General features: G+C 66.6%; 20 protein-coding genes. 11 read left to right on the forward strand and 9 right to left on the reverse strand.

Annotated elements, in window-relative coordinates; genetic code table 11:
• Positions 1–8 precede the first annotated feature (8 nt).
• Positions 9–389 (forward strand): hypothetical protein, encoded by a 381-nt coding sequence (locus tag QGN32_RS16490; RefSeq protein ID WP_326545393.1) that lies wholly within the window; start codon positions 9–11, stop codon positions 387–389.
• On the opposite strand, the gene QGN32_RS16495 is transcribed toward QGN32_RS16490, so the two are convergent.
• The 4 genes from QGN32_RS16495 to QGN32_RS16510 form a co-directional block, all read right to left on the reverse strand.
• Positions 386–2,179: a CheR family methyltransferase gene (locus QGN32_RS16495; protein WP_326549112.1), complete on the reverse strand. Its 1,794-nt coding sequence runs from the start codon at positions 2,177–2,179 to the stop codon at positions 386–388. The genes QGN32_RS16490 and QGN32_RS16495 overlap by 4 nt on opposite strands.
• Before the next feature lie 91 nt (positions 2,180–2,270).
• A complete protein-coding gene (locus QGN32_RS16500; RefSeq protein WP_326545394.1) occupies positions 2,271–3,029 on the reverse strand; it encodes a sulfate transporter in 759 nt (252 codons plus the stop codon).
• Positions 3,019–4,035 (reverse strand): chemotaxis protein CheB, encoded by a 1,017-nt coding sequence (locus tag QGN32_RS16505; RefSeq protein WP_326545395.1) that lies wholly within the window; start codon positions 4,033–4,035, stop codon positions 3,019–3,021. The genes QGN32_RS16500 and QGN32_RS16505 overlap by 11 nt, the downstream gene beginning before the upstream one ends.
• 82 nt (positions 4,036–4,117) lie before the next feature.
• Positions 4,118–4,984, reverse strand: coding sequence for an LLM class flavin-dependent oxidoreductase (locus tag QGN32_RS16510; RefSeq protein ID WP_326545396.1), 867 nt, complete (start codon positions 4,982–4,984; stop codon positions 4,118–4,120).
• A 65-nt stretch (positions 4,985–5,049) separates the two neighbouring features.
• Between QGN32_RS16510 and QGN32_RS16515 the strand changes: the two genes are divergently transcribed.
• Positions 5,050–5,316, forward strand: a complete 267-nt coding sequence (locus QGN32_RS16515) for a DUF4235 domain-containing protein (protein ID WP_326545397.1) — start codon at positions 5,050–5,052, stop codon at positions 5,314–5,316.
• Positions 5,317–5,338: 22 nt separating this feature from the next.
• Entirely contained in the window at positions 5,339–6,493 is a 1,155-nt protein-coding gene (locus QGN32_RS16520; RefSeq protein ID WP_326545398.1) for an MFS transporter, read from the forward strand.
• Here QGN32_RS16520 and QGN32_RS24305 read toward each other — a convergent pair.
• Positions 6,477–6,764, reverse strand: a complete 288-nt coding sequence (locus tag QGN32_RS24305) for a DUF4873 domain-containing protein (RefSeq protein WP_442791717.1) — start codon at positions 6,762–6,764, stop codon at positions 6,477–6,479. The genes QGN32_RS16520 and QGN32_RS24305 overlap by 17 nt on opposite strands.
• On the reverse strand, positions 6,761–7,669 hold the full coding sequence (locus tag QGN32_RS16525) for an AurF N-oxygenase family protein (RefSeq protein ID WP_442791718.1): 909 nt from the start codon (positions 7,667–7,669) through the stop codon (positions 6,761–6,763). The genes QGN32_RS24305 and QGN32_RS16525 overlap by 4 nt, the downstream gene beginning before the upstream one ends.
• Before the next feature lie 105 nt (positions 7,670–7,774).
• On the opposite strand from QGN32_RS16525, the gene QGN32_RS16530 reads away from it, so the two are divergent.
• From QGN32_RS16530 to QGN32_RS16550, 5 genes are all read left to right on the forward strand, one after another.
• Positions 7,775–8,827: a YihY/virulence factor BrkB family protein gene (locus tag QGN32_RS16530; protein WP_326545399.1), complete on the forward strand. Its 1,053-nt coding sequence runs from the start codon at positions 7,775–7,777 to the stop codon at positions 8,825–8,827.
• Positions 8,828–8,843: 16 nt separating this feature from the next.
• Positions 8,844–9,596, forward strand: coding sequence for a precorrin-6A synthase (deacetylating) (gene cobF, locus QGN32_RS16535; protein ID WP_326545400.1), 753 nt, complete (start codon positions 8,844–8,846; stop codon positions 9,594–9,596).
• 94 nt (positions 9,597–9,690) lie between these two features.
• Positions 9,691–10,083 (forward strand): phage holin family protein, encoded by a 393-nt coding sequence (locus tag QGN32_RS16540; RefSeq protein ID WP_326545401.1) that lies wholly within the window; start codon positions 9,691–9,693, stop codon positions 10,081–10,083.
• 9 nt (positions 10,084–10,092) lie between these two features.
• Entirely contained in the window at positions 10,093–11,469 is a 1,377-nt protein-coding gene (locus tag QGN32_RS16545) for a flavin monoamine oxidase family protein (RefSeq protein WP_326545402.1), read from the forward strand.
• A 45-nt stretch (positions 11,470–11,514) separates the two neighbouring features.
• Positions 11,515–12,378, forward strand: a complete 864-nt coding sequence (locus QGN32_RS16550) for an Fpg/Nei family DNA glycosylase (protein WP_326545403.1) — start codon at positions 11,515–11,517, stop codon at positions 12,376–12,378.
• Here the strand turns inward: QGN32_RS16550 and QGN32_RS16555 are convergent.
• Positions 12,371–12,937, reverse strand: coding sequence for a chorismate mutase (locus QGN32_RS16555; protein WP_326545404.1), 567 nt, complete (start codon positions 12,935–12,937; stop codon positions 12,371–12,373). The two genes, QGN32_RS16550 and QGN32_RS16555, sit on opposite strands and share 8 nt — an antisense overlap.
• 42 nt (positions 12,938–12,979) lie before the next feature.
• Between QGN32_RS16555 and QGN32_RS16560 the strand changes: the two genes are divergently transcribed.
• The 3 genes from QGN32_RS16560 to QGN32_RS16570 all read left to right on the forward strand — a co-directional run bounded on the left by QGN32_RS16560 (position 12,980) and on the right by QGN32_RS16570 (position 15,224).
• A complete protein-coding gene (locus QGN32_RS16560) occupies positions 12,980–13,729 on the forward strand; it encodes an SDR family oxidoreductase (protein WP_326545405.1) in 750 nt (249 codons plus the stop codon).
• A 64-nt stretch (positions 13,730–13,793) separates the two neighbouring features.
• Positions 13,794–14,783: an NAD-dependent epimerase/dehydratase family protein gene (locus QGN32_RS16565; protein WP_326545406.1), complete on the forward strand. Its 990-nt coding sequence runs from the start codon at positions 13,794–13,796 to the stop codon at positions 14,781–14,783.
• 63 nt (positions 14,784–14,846) lie between these two features.
• Positions 14,847–15,224 carry a hypothetical protein gene (locus QGN32_RS16570; RefSeq protein WP_326545407.1) on the forward strand — a complete coding sequence of 126 codons (378 nt, stop codon included), beginning with the start codon at positions 14,847–14,849 and terminating at the stop codon, positions 15,222–15,224.
• Positions 15,225–15,308: 84 nt separating this feature from the next.
• Here QGN32_RS16570 and pgi read toward each other — a convergent pair whose 3' ends face one another.
• A complete protein-coding gene (gene pgi / locus QGN32_RS16575) occupies positions 15,309–16,973 on the reverse strand; it encodes a glucose-6-phosphate isomerase (protein ID WP_326545408.1) in 1,665 nt (554 codons plus the stop codon).
• The gene (locus tag QGN32_RS16580; protein WP_326545409.1) at positions 16,970–17,377 is read right to left on the reverse strand and encodes a phage holin family protein; all 408 of its coding nucleotides are present in this window, start codon (positions 17,375–17,377) and stop codon (positions 16,970–16,972) included. Before QGN32_RS16580 ends, pgi begins: the two co-directional genes overlap by 4 nt.
• Between the last annotated feature and the right edge of the window lie 45 nt (positions 17,378–17,422).

Below are 17,422 nucleotides of genomic sequence, written 5' to 3' on the forward strand. Positions count from 1 at the left end.
ATGCATTCATGAGTCACGACCCCACGCCCGACGCGACCACCCGTGGTGAACTGGCCCGCGCGCGGGCCGACGAGTTGCGTCGGCGGCAGAGCGAACTGGCGAGGGGCGTCCCAACTACCGCGGAGTCGGCGGCACTTGCGCAGCGGCATGCCGCAGACGCGGTGGAACGCGCACGCCACGCGCACCACAGTGCCGCGCAGCGGCACAGCGACGCAAAGCAAACGCACCTGCGTGCGGCGGCCGCGCACGAGCAGGCCGCGATGCGTGCGGACGACCGGTCGGTCGCGTTCCATCAGGATGCCGCCGAACGCCATCGAGAGGCGGCAGTCCGGCACGAGAAGGCGGCCATGGCGCAACAGGTGCTCGAGGCCGAGGACACCCGTCGTTAGCGCTGCAGCTCCATCAGCAGCAAGGCCCCGGTGACGGCCTCGCTGGAGCGGAAGCCGGTGCAGATGATCCGCACGCGGGCCTGCCTGCCCCGACGGGTGACCGCGTCCAGCACCGTCTCCGCGGTCAGTCCGGGATCCACGAAAGCCTGGCCGATCAGCGGTTTGACGTCATCGGCGCGCAATCCGATGTCCAGAGACGCCAGCGCCGATCCCACTGCCTCGTCGGCCCGCAGGCCCCAGAGTTCCTCGCAGCCGCGGTTCCACAACATCACCCGCATCTCCCGGTCCACTATGACCATGCCGAAGTGAATCGAGTTCACGAGTGAGTCGAGGAACGACTTCGTCTCTTCCACCTCGATGCTGCGCTCACGCAGCGCGTCGTTGATCGTGTGCAGCTCGTCGTTGGTGGACTGCAGCTCTTCGTTGGTGGTCTCGAGTTCCTCGTTGGTGGACTGCAGCTCTTCGTTGGTGGTCTCGAGTTCCTCGACGGTCGACTGCAGTTCTTCGTTGGTGGTCTCGAGTTCCTCGTTGGTGGACTGCAACTCCTCGTAGGCCGCCTCGAGTTGGCTGTTGGTCTGCACCACCTTGTCGAGCAGCGCTCGGGTCGCGGTCACGTCGAAGAAGACGATCGACACACCGCGTAGGCCGTTGTCGGGGTCGACGAGCGGGTTGACGTGGATCTCGAACCACACCGAGTCCAGGCCGGGGCGTTGCCAGTGCACATCCTGGATGCGGGCGGACCGCCGCTCGACTTTGGCCTGCTCGAGATAGGCGCGTAACTCGACGGGCCGATACGACACCTCGAGGTCACGCAGGAGTCGGCCGATATCACGTGCCGACAAGCCGAACGTGGACTCGGCCTGCTGGTTGATCATCGCGACCGTATCGTCCCCGGTAACCACGATTTGGGCGACAGGCCCGGCGCGGAAGGCGAGTTCACGAATTGGGTCCAGACCTGGAAGGTCGCCGTGACGCTCCTGGTTGACCGCCGGGCGGTCGAGTCTCTCGACGCCGTTCTGCGGCCCGGCCGCCTTGCGAAAGAAGCGGTGCTTCAAGTTGATCGGCGCGAAGCGGTCGCTGTTGCTCAACAGCGTCTCGGAGTGACCGAGGAACAGCATTCCGTTTGGTGCAAGTGCGAAGTGCAAGCGGCTCAACACCTTCCGCTGTGTTTCGGCGTTGAGGTACATGAGGGTATTGCGGCAGACCAAAAGATCCACCCGGGAGATCGGCGCGTCCTTGACGAGGTCGTTGCGGCCGAAGATGACCGCCCTGCGTAGATCTTTCCGGAACACGTATCGGCCGTTGGCCTGATCGAAATAGGTGCTCAGAGACTCCGTGGGCACTGACTCGACGGCCTTTTGGTCGTACGACGCGGTCCGCGCCTCCGCCAGCGCATCCTCGTCGACGTCGGTCGCATAGATCTTGACCCGCTGCCGGAAGGCATCCAAGCCGAGCGCGTCCGCCAACACCATCGCGAGCGTGTAGGCCTCCTGACCGGAGGCGCACCCGGCGCTCCACACCCGGATCGGATCGTTGGGTCCGCGTTCTGCCAACATGGCCGGAACCACTTCGTCGCGGAGGTACTCCCATGCCTCGGGGTCCCGGAAGAACGCGGTGACATTGATCAGGATCGTGTTGAAGAGAGCGTTGAACTCGTCGGAGCTGGCCTGGAGATGGTCGAGGTACTCCTCGTACGAGTCGAATCCGGCCTGACGCATCCGGTGTTGCACGCGCCGCATCAGCGACGTCCGTTTATAGCCGGTGAAATCGAATCCGCGCGAGTCGCGCATGTAATGCAGTAGCGCCTCGAACGTCTCCTCTGTCTGCTCGCTCAACCCCATGTCCGTCCGCTCGGTCCTGCCGCACGTCCGAACATACTCATCAGAGGGCGTTTTCCGGGCCGATGACTGCCCAAACGGTTTTGCCTGCCGTGTTCGGCGCGTTACCCCAGGCTCGGCACAGTGCGGCGATGATCCGCAGTCCCGACGGCGCCGGGCTGTATGCACCGTCTTCGCGCAGGGCGGCAGGATCGCGGCTGTCATCGGTCACCGCGACGGTCACCGTCGACCCCTTCGACTCGATCCGCAGGCCGGGCCGGCTGTCGGTGTGCTGCAGGACGTTCTCGACGAACGTGGTGGCCACCACCTTGCTCGTCGGGATCAGCTCGGGCTGGGACCACGCCGTCAACCACTCCACCACCAGTTCACGCGTTCGTTGCAGGCTCGCCGCGGTCCTGGGCAGTTCAGCCCGGGCCCGTCGGCGCACCCCTGGTGGGTCGCCGCCGGCCAGCGCGGCCATCGCGGCCGCCATGGTGGCGTAGGACGGCACATAGCGGGTGACGCCGTTTCGTGCGAGCGCCGAGCGCAGGCCCCGGTGTTCGCATACCAGCACAATGGGCACCTGCGGCCAGCGGCCGACGTGCCAGCGGGCGCTGGTGAACACCGCCAATGCCGATTCGGTGGGCACCTCGAGGTCGCTCACGTCGACGACGACGGCACGCGGTTCCTCCAGCGCCGCCTTGATGATCGTGTCGCGCAGCGGGCGGTACGTGCGGCTGTTCAGCACGCCGCGCGGCCGTAGCGTCGTCACATCGCCCAACGGCTCTGCGAACACCGCCAGCGGGGTCGGCTCAGCCGTCACCGGATTCCCCGTGTGGTGTGATGGCGAGATGGTCGCCCAGCACGAGCGCCGCGCGGTCGGCCTCGTCGGCGGTCTCGAGATAGCGCTGTCGCACCGTGCCCGGGCCTACGGTATCCGCCAATTTGCGTGACATCTTGGCCTTCTCCCGCAGACTGCGCAATGCGACCCAGATGGCGCCTTCGACCTCCTCGTCGCGGGCCTTCATCAACGCGTCGGCCGTCCACGCGTGCCCTACCCGGCAGCGATAGCTGGCCGGCCCCACCTCGATCAGCGAGCCGTTGCAGTCGGGGCAGATGTAGCCCGAATGCGGGCCGAGGTTCTCCGAATCGAAAGACGTGGAGAAGCGGTTTCCCATCGCGATGCGATTCTCCAATTCCATGGCCCTGTCGGGTTCCATATCCCGAACCTCGATTTCTCGTTCGAACAGCTTCATCAGGACGGCGCCGACGTCACTTGCCGCGGCTTGATGATCGGCGACGCCCGCTTCGATCGCGTTGATGGGCATTGCCGCAAACAATGCGTCGCTCGGGGTCTGCACGATGGTGGTGCCGCCGCGGGACCGGATGGCGGCGGCGCCCAGCACGCCGTCATCGAGGACGCCGGACAACAGGACACCGATGGCACGGGGCCCGAAACTCAGTGCCACGGAACGGAACAGCGCATTGACCGCGGGCCGGTGACCGTTCTCCGTGGGGCCCTGCGACAACATCACATGGCCATCGGCGGCCAAAAGGTGGCGGTCCGGTGCGCAGACATAGATGCGGCCGGGCTCGATCACGGCGCCGTCGACGGCGGTCTGCGAGGGTAGTGGTCCGCTGCGGTCGAGGATCTTTGCCAGCACGCTCGGCGCGCTCGCCGGCATGTGCAGCACGATGAGCACCCCGCAGGGCAAATCGGGCGGCAGACCGGCGACGAACTGCGTCAACGCCTCGACGCCACCCGCAGAGGCCCCGGCTGCCACGACACCCGACAGCGCGTTGTGTTGTTCCGACTCTGTGCTTGCCATCGCACACCGGTTACCCATAGCCCCCCCTGGTAACCCCTTCCTGCGGTCGACGCTACGCCTTGTCGGGGCCGATGGCACCTGTTCAGCGCTTGGCGATCACCCGCTCGGCGAACTTCTCGAGGTGACGGATCTTGGCGTCGAGCGGTTCGGGGTCGGAACCGGTGATGTAGGGGAGGCGGAACCCGACGATGACGTCGGTGACACCCTTGTCCTCGAGCCGTTTGATGCCGTCGAGTGTATAGGCGTCGGCGGAGATCACGTGGATCTCGAACGATCCGCTGCGGCCTTCCTCTTCGCGGAACTGTTTGAGCCGCTTGATAAGTCGGTCCAGTTCCTCGGGGTCACCGCCGCCGTGCATCCAGCCGTCGTTGCGCGCGGCGCGCTTGAGGGCCGCGTCGGCGTGCCCGCCGATGAGGATCGGGATCGGCTTGGTGGGCGCCGGCGTCATCTTCGTCTTGGGGATGTCGTAGAACTCGCCGTGGAACTCGAAGTACTCGCCGGTCGTCAGGCCCCTGATGATCTCGATGCACTCGTCCATGCGTTTACCGCGGCCGGCGAACGGCACGTCCATCAGTTCGTAGTCCTCGGGCCACGGGCTGGTGCCGACACCCAGGCCGAGGCGGTTGCCGAAGAGTGCGGCCAGCGAGCCGGCCTGTTTGGCCACCAGCGCGGGCGGCCGGATGGGCAGTTTGAGGACGAAGAAGTTGAACCGCAGCGTCGTGGTGACCGCGCTCAGCGCGCCGGCGAGCACGAACGCCTCGATGAACGCCTTGTCGTCGAGGAATTCGCGGCTCCCGTCGGGGGTGTAGGGATACGTCGAATCCGACTCGAAGGGGTAGGCGACGCTGTCGGCGATGGTCATCGCGTGATAGCCCGCCGCCTCCGCGGCCTGCGCCAGCGGCAGGTAGAACGCCGGGTCTGTCATGGCTTCCGCGTAAGTGAACCGCACACGACGATATTAGAACTCGTTCTAGTTCGTGGTTTAGGGATCGGTGCGCAGGGAATGACATCGCGATGACTGCTGCCAAGGCCATGTACAAGCCCCTGTCGATCGTGAGCAGCGTGGTCGGCGGTCTGATCGCCGGCAAGATCTTCACCGAGATCTGGCAACGGGTGAATCCTGACGACGAGGAGCCGGATCCGCAAGACCTCAGCCGCTCGATGCGTGAGGTGATGATCGCGGCCGCGGTGCAGGGGTTGCTTGTCGGAGTGGTGCGCGCAGGGCTGGCGCGCGGCCAGGCCAAGGGCTTCCAGGCGCTCACCAACGAGAACCCCGAGTAGTCCTCGGGAGCATTATGGCCAGGTGTCTTCCTGGCTCACCCGCAACGTGCGGGTGCTCTCTGCGGTGTCCTTCCTGCAGGACACCGCGAGTGAGCTGCTCTATCCGCTGCTGCCGATCTACCTCACCTCGGTGCTCGGTGCGCCCGCAGCCGTGGTGGGCGCGGTGGAGGGGGCGGCCGAGGGGGCGGCGTCGGTCACGAAGCTGGCCGCGGGACCGCTCGCGGATCGGTACTCGCGGCGACCGCTGATCGCGACCGGATACGGGATGGCCGCGCTGGGCAAGGTGATGGTCGCCGCGGCGGGCGCATGGCCCGGCGTGCTGGCGGGTCGCGTCGTCGATCGGCTGGGTAAGGGAATTCGCGGTGCGCCACGCGACGCCCTGCTGGTCGCCGACGTCGAGGTGCCCGCGAGGGGCCGCGTGTTCGGATTCCACCGCGCCATGGACACCCTGGGTGCGGTACTCGGCCCATTACTCGGACTGTTGGGCTACCAGTTGCTCGACCAGCAGATCGCGCCGCTGCTGTGGGTGGCAGTCGTGCCGGCGGTGCTGAGCGTCGCGCTGGTGTTCGCCGCGCGGGAGATCCGCGCACCGGTCGTCCACCGGCGCCGAGTTTGGGCCGCCGTCGGAGAGTTGCCGCGTGGATACTGGCGGGTGACCGCGGTGCTGATCGCGTTCGCGCTGGTGAACTTTCCCGATGCCCTTCTGCTGCTGCGGCTCAACGAGATCGGCTTCTCGGTCGTCGAGGTGATCCTGGCCTACGTGACGTACAACGCCGTGTACGCCGCGGCGAGCTATCCCGCCGGAGCGCTCGCCGACCGCATCGGAAAGCCGGTGGTGTTCGGGATCGGGCTGGTGTTCTTCGCTGTCGGATATGCCGGCCTCGGCTTGACCACCGACTCGCCGGCCGCGTGGCTGCTCATCGGTGTCTATGGGTTGTTCACCGCATGCACCGACGGCGTCGGCAAAGCCTGGGTTTCCTCGCTGGTCGGTTCGCAATTGCAGGGCAGTGCCCAAGGTGTGTTCCAGGGGCTCAGCGGCTTCGCGGTACTTGCGGCGGGGTTGTGGGCCGGGTTCCTGTGGGGCGCCGACGGCCGGCTGCCGTTGCTGATCTCCGGGATAGGGGGTGGAGTCGTCGCGGTGGTGGTGCTGATCGCGGTCGTCAACCGACGGCGCTGACCCCTGCAACCGGGTACGGAGGAGCGCCGACACCGGCGATGGTGTGCGTGCCCCACGGCGTCACCTCGGTCAACCGGCCCTCGGCGGTACGGTCGCCGACCGATATCTGCACGGTCTGCGGTATGCGGAGATCCGGCGCCAAGTCGAAAACCATTCCACGCCAGTGGTATCGGCCATCGATCGGATCGAGGTGACCGGTCAGCCGCACCCGCACGCCGTGTTCCACGTCGTGCACCCGCAGCGCGGCGGCCCCTTCGTACACGGCGCTCATTGCGGCAGGAATCCGCTTCGACGCCACATGCGACGCGCTATCGGACCCATGAGGTCGACTTCCTCGAAGAACGATGCCAGCGGCGCGAAGCCGGCCACCTTGGCGTCTTGATGGTGCTTGTTCTCCAACGCCATCCGCCGGGCAGCACGGCCGTCGAGGCCCATGCGCCGGTACGGGACGGGAATCGCCAGCAGGTAGCGGTAGAACGGTCCGCCGACACCGTGCAGGTTGCTCATCACGAACCGCTGGAAAAAGCGCATATGCGGCCTGGTCCGACGCAACCCGTCGCGCGCGTACTGGATGTGGCGCGCCTCCTCGGTCACGTGAATGCGCATGAGCCGCTGGACGATCGGCTGCAGGTCGGGATCCTCCAGAATCTGCCGCTGCAGCGCGTCGAAGATCTCCTCGCCGACCAGCGCGGCGCCCCACAAAATCGGGCCGCGGAACAGCAGCGGCAGTGTGTTGATGGTGAACCGCTGCCACCGTCGGGGCTGCACCGGCTCTGCGCCGAGCCGTTCGATCACCTTGCCGAACATGACCATGTGCCGTGTCTCGTCACCGAGTTCGGTCAGCGAATAGTGCGTCGACGCCGCCCGCACATCCCTGTTCATCAGGTCCCGTAGCAGCGCCTGGTTCAGGATGTTCTCGAACCAGATGCCCGCCGAGAGAATGTTCACCAGTTCCTGCCGGGACAGTTCGATCTGCTGCTCGCGCGACATCGCGTCCCAGATCGGCGTGCCGTAGAGCGTCACCATCTGTGGCGGCAGAAAGAACTTGTCGGGGTCGAGCGGTGCGTCCCAGTCGATGTCGACGGCGGGCGCATACGATTTCTTGGCCGAGCCTTTGAGCAGGCGTTCCGCGATGTTTTCGCGCGTCGGACGGGATGCACTGACCGGCGTACTCATAGTAAGGAACGGTAGGTACGCATGAGACACATGTCAATACCTGCGGTACCGCATACTTGCGGTATCGCGGGCGTTTGACTCCGCTGGGTCGGGGTAACGGTTGGTATGCGAATTGACGAGGCCGACAACACGACTCGGGCCCCCGACCCGGACGACCCCCGCAAACCGGAGTCCCCGACGGACCTCACGCGGCCGTCGCTGCGATACGCGATGCGCAAGGCGGTTCGCGAGTTCCAGCAGGACGAGTGCACCGACCTCGCCGCGGCGCTGACGTATTACGCGGTGCTGTCGGTCTTTCCGGCGCTTGTGGTCATGGTGTCGCTGCTCGGCGTGTTCGGCCAGGGCCGGCGGACGGTCGACGCTCTGCTCGAGATCGCCGCCGACGTGGCACCGGCCTCCGCGCTCGACACATTGCGACCGACCGTCGAGCAACTCGTCAACTCGCCCACGGCCGGGTTCGCGTTGGTGATGGGCATTGTGGGCGCGCTGTGGTCCGCGTCGGGTTACGTCGGCGCGTTCGGCCGGGCGATGAATCGCATTTACGAGATCGACGAGGGCCGGCCGGTGTGGAAGCTGCGTCCCGTGCAGTTGCTGCTGACACTGGTCGGCCTGGTGATGGCGGCCGCGGTGTTGTTCATGCTGGCGATCAGCGGCCCGGTGGCCCAGGCGATCGGCGATGCGATCGGGTTGGGTGATGCGGCGGTCACCGTGTGGAACGTGGCCCGATGGCCGCTGATCCTGCTGTTCGTCGTGCTGGCGGTCGCGATCCTGTACTACGTGACCCCCAACGTCGAGCAGCCGAAGTTTCGCTGGATCAGCGGAGGCGCCGCGCTCGCGATCCTGGTGTGGCTCCTCGCGTCGCTGGTATTCGGGCTCTACGTGGCCAACTTCGGGAGCTACAACAAGACTTACGGCGCGTTGGCGGGCGTCATCGTTTTCCTGCTGTGGTTGTGGATCACCAACCTCGCGCTGTTGTTCGGCGCCGAAGTTGACGCCGAGCTGGAGCGCAGCCGTCAGCTGCAGGCCGGCCTGCCCGCCGAACACGAGTTGCAGCTGCCGCCCAAGGACTCCCGCAACGTCCGCAAGGAGGAGGCCGCCGAGAAGAAGGACGTCAAGCGGGCCCGTCGGCTGCGCCTTTCGCGCGGCCGCAAACACTGAAGGCATACTCGCGGGCGTGACCCGTCGAATCCACGTCATCGGCATCGGTGCGGGCGATCCGGACCATGTGACGGCGCAGGCGGTGACGGCGCTCAACGACACACAGGTCTTCTTCGCGATGGACAAGGGCTCTGCGAAAGACGATCTGGTGGCGTTGCGTCGACACGTCTGCCGTCGGTTCATCCGCGAACCCGGGTACCGGTTCGTCGAACTGCCCGACCCGCCGAGGGACCGCGGGGGAAACTACCGGCAGTCGGTCGCCGACTGGCATGCCGCGCGGGCGCGGGTTTGGGCCGACGCGATAGAGACCGAGCTTTCCGACGGCGCCACTGGAGCATTTCTCGCGTGGGGTGACCCGTCGTTGTACGACAGCACTTTAAGGATCCTCGACGCCGTCGCGAAGCACGTCGACATCGACTACGACGTGATCCCGGGCATCACCGCGATCCAGGCGCTCACCGCGCGACATCGCATTCCGCTCAACGACGTCGGCGAACCGGTGCTGATCACCTCCGGCAGGCAACTGCGCGACCACGGGCTGACCGGAAGCGCGGTGGTGATGCTCGACGCCGGCTGCTCGTTCCTCACCTGCCCGCCCGCCACCCGCATCTGGTGGGGCGCCTATCTCGGCACACCCGATGAGCTGCTGATGTCGGGCACGGTCGGCGATATCGGCTCGCGGATCGCCCGTCTGCGCGCCGACGCCAGGGCCAGGCACGGCTGGATCATGGACACCTACCTGCTGCGTCCGGCCGCCGGACATGCTTAAGGGGTGGATTGCTCGCAAATGCTGCATGCGATCAACCAGTTAGCGGATCGGCGCGCGTCGAAACGTCACGGCCGCCGCGTGGCAGACTGACCGCGTGGGCTTCCTCTTGCGCGCTGCTTTGACCGGTCTCGCGCTCTGGGTGGTGACGCTCGTCGTTCCCGGGATCAAATTCGTGGGCGCCGACTCGACGCTGCAGAAAGTCGGCATCGTCTTCGTCGTCGCGGTGATCTTCGGTCTGGTCAACGCGCTCATCAAGCCGATCGTGCAGATCATCTCGATCCCGCTCTACATTCTCACCCTCGGCCTGATCCATATCGTCATCAACGCGTTGATGTTGTGGATCACGTCGTGGATCACCGAGCACACCACCCACTGGGGTCTGTTCATCGACGACTTCTGGTGGACGGCGATCTGGGCCGCGATCGTGCTGTCGATCGTGAGCTGGCTGCTTTCGGTGGTGACCGGCGGTGCCGTGCGACGGGATTGACCGAAAACGATGGGTCTTGAGGCGGACGTAGCCGTCATCGGTGCCGGGCTCGCGGGATTGACGGCGGCACGGACGCTGCGGAGCGCGGGGGTCGACGCGGTCGTGCTCGAGGCCCGCGACCGTGTTGGCGGTCGTACCCTCAACCAGCAGGTCGGCGGAAGCTCCGGGGAAGCCGTCGTCGAGATGGGCGGCCAATGGATCGGCGCCGGCCACGATCGAATACGCGCACTGATCGAAGACCTCGGCTTGGCCACATTCGACACCTATGACCAGGGGGCGAAGTTGTGGGAGCAGAACGGCCGGGTTCGGCGCTACTCAGGTCAGGTGCCAAAAGCATCCGCGCTCCAGCTGGTCGACTTGCACCTTGCCCTGTCGCGGCTGGAACGGATGGCGCGACAGGTCGATCCGGCGACGCCATGGTCGGCAGCCCGGGCCCTCGAGTGGGACTCGCAGACTGTTGCCTCCTGGGCAACACGGCATGCACGAACGTCTGTTGGTCGCGCGTTCATCGGGTTGTTGTGCGAGGCGGTATGGGCTGCCGATCCGGCCGATTTGTCACTGCTGCATTTGCTTGCCTATGCCAACTCGAGCGGCGGGTTGACCCGGCTCATCTCGACAAGTGGTGGGGCACAACAGAGCCGGATCGTCGGCGGGTCACAGCGCATAACTCTTGCCATGGCAGCCGACCTCGGTGAATCCATCAGGCTCAACGCCGCCGTCCGTGGAATCGACTGGCGCGACGGCGTCGAGCTTGCGACCGACATCGGAACCGTCCGGGCACGGCAGGTGATCGTCGCGATGAGCCCGACGTTGGCCGGTCGCCTCAACTACCACCCCGCCCTGCCTGCAGATCGTGATCAGCTCACGCAGCGCATGCCGAACGGTTCTGTCATCAAGTGCATGGCGGTCTACGACGAGCCGTTCTGGCGCGCCAACGGGTTGTCGGGCCAAGGCGTCAGCGTCACCGGGCCGGTCAAGGTGTTCTTCGACAACTCCCCGCCCTCCGGGAGGCCCGGAATCCTGCTGGGGTTCCTCGAAGGTAATCAGGCGCGCAAGTTCGGCCGGCTCGATCGGCAGGCACGCCGCGAGGCCGTCCTCGCTGATTTCACCAAAATGTTCGGCCCTCGAGCCTCGCGACCGGACGAGTACATCGACAAGGCATGGGCCGATGACGAGTGGACGCGGGGCTGCTACGGGGCGTTCCTGCCGCCCAACACGTGGACGTCGGTCGGTTCAGCGCTGCGTACACCGATCGGGCCGATTCACTGGGCGGGGGCCGAAACGGCGACGCGGTCAATGGGATACATGGACGGCGCGATTTCTTCAGGTGAACACGCAGCATCCGAAGTGCTCGCGGTTCTCTCCGGTCAGAACGCGTCGAGGTGAGTGGTCAGGCATTCGCACGGCTGACAGAGCAGGCAGACTGGACGTATGCCCGAACTCCCAGAGGTCGAAGCGCTCGCCGACCACCTGCGCCGCCACGCCGTCGGACTGCCTATCGGCCGCGTCGACGTGGCGGCGTTCTCGGTGCTCAAGACGTTCGACCCGCCGATCACCGCGCTGTACGGCCGGCCGGTCACCGATGCCAACCGCTGGGGCAAGTACCTCGGCCTGCAGGCCGGCGACCTGCACCTGATCACCCACCTGTCGCGTGCGGGCTGGTTGCGGTGGTCGGACAAACTCGCCGCTGCCCCGCTGAAACCGGGTAAGGGACCGATCGCATTGCGGGTACACCTCGGAACCCCGGGTGAGGCGGCCGGATTCGACCTCACCGAGGCAGGCACCCAGAAGCGGCTGGCGGTGTGGCTGGTCGACGATCCGGCCAAGGTGCCCGGAATCGCCGCGCTCGGCCCGGACGCGCTGTCGTTGGGCCCTACCGAGTTGGCCGAGGTGCTGGCGGCCAACAGCGGACGGATCAAGACGGTCATCACCGACCAGAAGGTCGTCGCCGGCATCGGCAACGCCTACAGCGACGAGATACTGCACGTCGCGAAGATCAGCCCGTTCGCGACCGCGGGCAAGCTCACCGAGGCGCAATTGTCCGCCCTGCACGACGCGATGATCAGTGTGTTGTCCGACGCGGTGACGCGCTCGGTCGGCCAGCAGGCCGCAACGCTGAAGGGGGAGAAGCGGTCTGGGTTGCGGGTGCACGGCAGGGCTGGTCTGCCTTGCCCGGTCTGCGGGGACACCGTGCGCGAGGTGTCGTTCGCGGACAAGTCTTTCCAGTACTGCCCGATCTGTCAGACAGGCGGCAAAGTGCTCGCCGATCGGCGGTTGTCGCGACTGCTCAAGTGATCCGGCAGTACGAGCGGGTCGCTGCCGACAGCGCGTGCCGGTAGAGCGGGTCGAGTTGGCGGGCGTCGGCGACGGCGGCCGTCGCGCCGTTCAGTTCAGCGGTGCAGTGGGGGCCGTGTAGCCAATCCCATTGCCGAGCAAACTCTTCCACCATGGTCCTGTCGAAACCGTCGATCTGCGAGCGGGACTCGGCCAGATCGGGCGCAGTGGTCGGCGCGCCGGCCGGATCGAACTTCCACTGGCCGAACCGGGTGTACTGGACACCCTCGGTGGCGTCGATCTGGTCGGCAAAGACCGTCCGCACGTAGGCCCGGTCGATGCCGTGCGCGGTCGCGTCGTCGGCGACGGCGTCGAGAACGGCATCGGCGCGCTGCCGGTCGGTGATCGGCCCGCCGTTGATCCACTTGGCCGCCGCGACCGGGTCGGCAGTGGCCAGTCGTTGGGCTGCGGCGTCGACCAGCCGGTACAGCGGCATGGCGGGCTGGGCGCCGACGACCGCCTGGGGCACCGCGATACACAGCGCCACCAGCACGAACGTCGCTCTCTGCAGCAGAACCATGCGCCCATCTTGACGTCGATCGCACTGGCTTAGTCTGTCGGGGTGACTCGGCAGAAGATCTTGATCACCGGCGCGAGCTCCGGCCTGGGGGCCGGCATGGCGCGCGCGTTCGCCGCCCAGGGCCGTGACCTCGCACTGTGCGCCCGCCGCATCGACCGCCTCGACGGGTTGAAGGCCGAACTGCTCGAGCGGTACCCCGCGGTCAAGGTCGCCGTCGCCGCGCTCGACGTCAACGACCACGAGCAGGTGCCGAAGGTGTTCGCCGAGCTCTCCGACTCGTTGGGCGGCATCGACCGCATCATCGTCAACGCCGGCGTCGGCAAGGGCGCACCGCTCGGCTCCGGCAAGCTGTGGGCGAACAAGGCGACCATCGAAACCAATCTCGTTGCGGCGCTTGTGCAGATCGAGACCGCGATCGAGATGTTCAAGGAAGCGGGCAGCGGCCACCTGGTGCTCGTTTCGTCGGTGCTCGGAAACAAGGGTGTCCCGGGGGTCAAGGCCGCCTACGCCGCGAGCAAGGCCGGGGTGTCCTCGCTCGGTGAGTCGCTGCGCGCCGAGTACGCGCGCGGGCCCATCAAGGTGACCGTCCTCGAACCCGGCTACATCGAGTCCGAGATGACGGCCAAGTCCGCGTCCACGCTGTTGATGGTGAACAACGAAACCGGTGTGCGGGCGATGGTCGCGGCCATCGAACGCGAGAGTGGGCGAGCGGCGGTGCCGTGGTGGCCGTGGGCGCCGTTGGTCCAGCTGATGAAGTTGGTACCGCCGCCGCTCACGAGGCTGTTCGCTTAGGACCTCGGTGTAGGGGCTTGTGATTCGGGGTAACCCGCAGCGCTAGCTGCTGATGGAGGATTCGATGAGGGTGCTGTTGACCGGGGGGACCGGTTTTGTCGGGGCATGGACCGCCAAGGCCGTGGCCGAGGCGGGCCACCAGGTGAGGTTCCTGGTGCGTGACCCGGCGCGGCTGGCGACCAGTGCCGCGCAGATCGGCGTCGACACCGGCGACTACGCCGTCGGCGACATCGCCGACGCGGCGTCGACGGCCGCGGCGATGGACGGATGCGAAGCCGTAATTCATTCCGCGGCAATGGTGTCCACCGATCCGCGGCAGGCCGGCAAGATGCTGCGGACCAACCTCGACGGCGCGCGCAATGTGCTCGGCGTGGCGGTCGACCGTGGGCTTGATCCCATCGTGCACGTGTCGAGCTTCACGGCCTTGTTCAACCCGGACTGCAGTGTGCTCCAAGCCGATCTTCCCGTGGTGGGCGGAACCGACGGCTACGGGAAGTCCAAGGCGGAGGTGGAAAAGTACGCACGCGGCCTACAGGACGCGGGTGCGCCGGTGGGCATCACGTACCCGGGCATGGTGCTCGGACCGCCCGCCGGGAATCAGTTCGGCGAAGCGGCAGAAGGCGTCGAAGCTGCGGTGAAGATGCGCGGCGTGCCGGGTCGCGGCGCCGCCTGGGTGGTGGTCGACGTCCGCGACCTGGCCGCACTGCACGCGGCGCTGCTCGAGCCGGGTAAGGGTCCGCGTCGATACATGGCAGGCGGCAAGCGAGTTGCCATCGCCGATCTCGCGTCGATGATCGGAAAGGCAGCGAATCGCTCGCTTCGGGTGTACCCGATACCGGATGTGTTACTGCGCAACATCGGACGAGCGGTCGACGTGGTGGGGCCCTATCTGCCGTTCGACTCACCGGTGACCGGCGCGGCGATGCAGTACTACACGCAGATGCCTTCCTCCGACGACTCGCCCAGCGAGACCGAACTCGGGATCACCTACCGCGACCCGCAGGAAACGCTGGCGGACACCGTTTCCGGATTGCGGCAGGTCGGCAGGCTGTAATACCTGCACGATGCGCAACTTCTGAAGGTTTCGATCATCCCGCATCGTGGTAGCCCTAGCTACATGGACGTGAAATTGTCAAAGATGATGCCCCTGTTGTTCTCGGGTGCTGCGGCAGTTGCTATCGCCGTCGCGCCGGTGGCCGGTGCACAGCCGGCGCCGCCGCCGTGTCTCAATGCCGACGGCACCCCGTGTGCCTCGATCGGCGGTGTGGACGCCGGTCCCGGCGGCGGTGCCGACGTGAACGTTCCCGGTGGCCCGCAGGGCACCGCTGACGGCGGCGGCGCTTCGGGTGTGATCCCTGGTGGACCCGGCGGTTCGGCCGGACCTGGCGGCGCCAGCGGCTCGCTGGCTCCGAACGGACCCGGTGGCACAGCCGGTCCGGGCGGCGCGAGCGGTTGCCTGCCGAACGTCGGCTGCATCAACGTTCCGGCACCCTGATCGAGCGCGAGCGACCGCTGTTGTACACGTCGTGACGGCGTGTCGGCGTACAGACGCGGTCCCTCGCCGGGAGGTGGGGCGGACTCAGGCGGATCGACCGCGCTCGGTGCGGTACCTGCGCACCAGCGCATCGGTCGATGAGTCCGACTGTTCGGCGGGCGAGCGATCGCTGGTGATGACCGGCAGCAGCGCCTTGGCCTGCGTCTTGCCGAGTTCGACGCCCCACTGATCGAACGAGTCGATCCCCCAGACGACCCCTTCAGTGAACACCTGATGTTCGTACAGCGCGATCAGCTGGCCGAGCACCGACGGGGTCAGCCGTGTGGCCAGGATCGAGGTGCTGGGCCGGTTGCCCGGCATGACCTTGTGCGGCACCACGTTCGGCGGTGTGCCGTCAGCGGCGATCTCCTCGGCGGTCTTGCCGAACGCGAGGACCTGCGTCTGGGCGAAGAAGTTGCTCATCAACAGGTCGTGCATGCTGCCGCTGCCGTCGGCGGTCGGCAGATCGTCGGTGGGTTGGCAGAACGCGATGAAGTCGGCTGGCACCAGGCGGGTGCCCTGGTGCAGCAGTTGGTAGAACGCGTGCTGGCCGTTGGTTCCTGGTTCGCCCCAGAAGATCTCGCCGGTGCTCGTGGTGACCGGCGACCCGTCGGCGCGTACCGACTTACCGTTGGACTCCATCGTCAGCTGCTGCAGGTAGGCGGGGAACCGGGACAAGTCATTCGAATAGGGCAGCACCGCACGGGTTTCCGCGCCGAAGAACCCGTTGTACCAGATCCCGATCAGGGCGAGCAGCGCCGGTACGTTCGCATCCAGCGGCGCGGTGCGGAAGTGCTCGTCGACAATGTGGAACCCGGACAGGAACTCGGCGAACCGTTCGCGGCCGATGACCGCCATCACGCTCAAACCGATTGCGCTGTCTACCGAATAGCGCCCGCCGACCCAGTCCCAGAACCCGAACATGTTCTCGGTGTTGATGCCGAAGTCGTCGACCAGCTTCTTGTTCGTCGACACCGCGACGAAGTGCTTGGACACGGCCGCATCCCCGAGCGCATCGGTGAGCCAGCGCCGCGCCGCCGTCGCATTGGTCAGCGTCTCGAGTGTCGAGAATGTCTTCGACGCGACAATGAAAAGCGTTGTGGCGGGGTCGAGCCCGTCGAGCTTGGCCACCAGATCCGCCGGGTCCACATTGGACACGAACCGCGCCGAGATGCCCGCGTCGGCGTAGTGACGCAGTGCGAGCGTGGCCATCGCGGGTCCGAGATCCGATCCCCCGATGCCGATGTTGACGACGGTCTTGATGGCCTGGCCCGTGGCCCCGGTCCACTCGCCGCTGCGCAGCCGGTCGGTGAAGCCGCCCATCTTGTCGAGCACCGCGTGCACGTCGGCGACGACGTTTCGCCCGTCGACGACGAGCTCGGCGCCGCGTGGCAGCCGCAGGGCGGTGTGCAGCACAGCGCGGTCCTCGGAGGTGTTGATGTGCGCACCGGAGAACATCGCGTCGCGCTTTTGCTCCAGCTGCGCGGCGCGGGCCAGGTCGACCAACAGTTTGAGCGTCTCGCGCGTGACGCGATGCTTGCTGTAGTCGACGTAGAGATCACCGACGGTGGTGGCCAACTCGGTGCCCCGGGCCGGGTCCTCGGCGAACAGCTCACGTAGAGGTTTTGCGCCGACCTCGTCGTGATGCCGCTGCAGGGCCTGCCAGGCCGATGCCGCGTCGAAATCGGAAGTCTTCGGGTCGGCGGTCATTCCTTGACTGTAGTGCGATCGGCCGTTGTCCGACCCGCCTTGCCGCGCAGCACGAGCAGCGGCAACACCAAGGTCGCCACCGCCGTGACGAGCCACACCACGACCGTCGCCCACACCCACGACCCGAGCCCGCGGATGGCCAAGCCGTCGGTCAGCGTCGACGCCAGGATCAGGGCCACCAGCGTCGACAGCAGGCCGATGCCGCCGAGGAACGCCGACGCGTAACGCCGCACCATCTTGAAGATGAACGGCGAGAGAATCGCTTGCGCGACCGTGAAGACGACGACCGCCACGACGAAACCCGAAACCCGCACTGTGACACCGGGCACCAGCCACGCCGCAACCAGCAGCCCGATCGCCGAGGAACCCAGGAACACCACGGCTCGCAACAACAGTCGCACCATGGCGATCATGGTAGGCCGCCGTGCACACGAAACGATTCCCGGCAA

Source organism: Mycolicibacterium sp. ND9-15 (assembly GCF_035918395.1).
Lineage (GTDB): Bacteria > Actinomycetota > Actinomycetes > Mycobacteriales > Mycobacteriaceae > Mycobacterium.

Excerpts from the sequence above, each read along its gene's own strand:
- QGN32_RS16490 (WP_326545393.1), top strand. The coding sequence starts at position 9 with ATGAGTCACGACCCCACGCCCGACGCGACCACCCGTGGTGAACTGGCC.
- QGN32_RS16495 (WP_326549112.1), bottom strand. The coding sequence starts at position 2,179 with ATGCGCGACTCGCGCGGATTCGATTTCACCGGCTATAAACGGACGTCG.
- QGN32_RS16505 (WP_326545395.1), bottom strand. The coding sequence starts at position 4,035 with ATGGCAAGCACAGAGTCGGAACAACACAACGCGCTGTCGGGTGTCGTG.
- QGN32_RS16515 (WP_326545397.1), top strand. The coding sequence starts at position 5,050 with ATGACTGCTGCCAAGGCCATGTACAAGCCCCTGTCGATCGTGAGCAGC.
- QGN32_RS24305 (WP_442791717.1), bottom strand. The coding sequence starts at position 6,764 with ATGAGCGCCGTGTACGAAGGGGCCGCCGCGCTGCGGGTGCACGACGTG.
- QGN32_RS16525 (WP_442791718.1), bottom strand. The coding sequence starts at position 7,669 with ATGAGTACGCCGGTCAGTGCATCCCGTCCGACGCGCGAAAACATCGCG.
- QGN32_RS16530 (WP_326545399.1), top strand. The coding sequence starts at position 7,775 with ATGCGAATTGACGAGGCCGACAACACGACTCGGGCCCCCGACCCGGAC.
- QGN32_RS16545 (WP_326545402.1), top strand. The coding sequence starts at position 10,093 with ATGGGTCTTGAGGCGGACGTAGCCGTCATCGGTGCCGGGCTCGCGGGA.
- QGN32_RS16550 (WP_326545403.1), top strand. The coding sequence starts at position 11,515 with ATGCCCGAACTCCCAGAGGTCGAAGCGCTCGCCGACCACCTGCGCCGC.
- QGN32_RS16555 (WP_326545404.1), bottom strand. The coding sequence starts at position 12,937 with ATGGTTCTGCTGCAGAGAGCGACGTTCGTGCTGGTGGCGCTGTGTATC.
- QGN32_RS16565 (WP_326545406.1), top strand. The coding sequence starts at position 13,794 with ATGAGGGTGCTGTTGACCGGGGGGACCGGTTTTGTCGGGGCATGGACC.
- QGN32_RS16570 (WP_326545407.1), top strand. The coding sequence starts at position 14,847 with ATGGACGTGAAATTGTCAAAGATGATGCCCCTGTTGTTCTCGGGTGCT.
- pgi (WP_326545408.1), bottom strand. The coding sequence starts at position 16,973 with ATGACCGCCGACCCGAAGACTTCCGATTTCGACGCGGCATCGGCCTGG.
- QGN32_RS16580 (WP_326545409.1), bottom strand. The coding sequence starts at position 17,377 with ATGGTGCGACTGTTGTTGCGAGCCGTGGTGTTCCTGGGTTCCTCGGCG.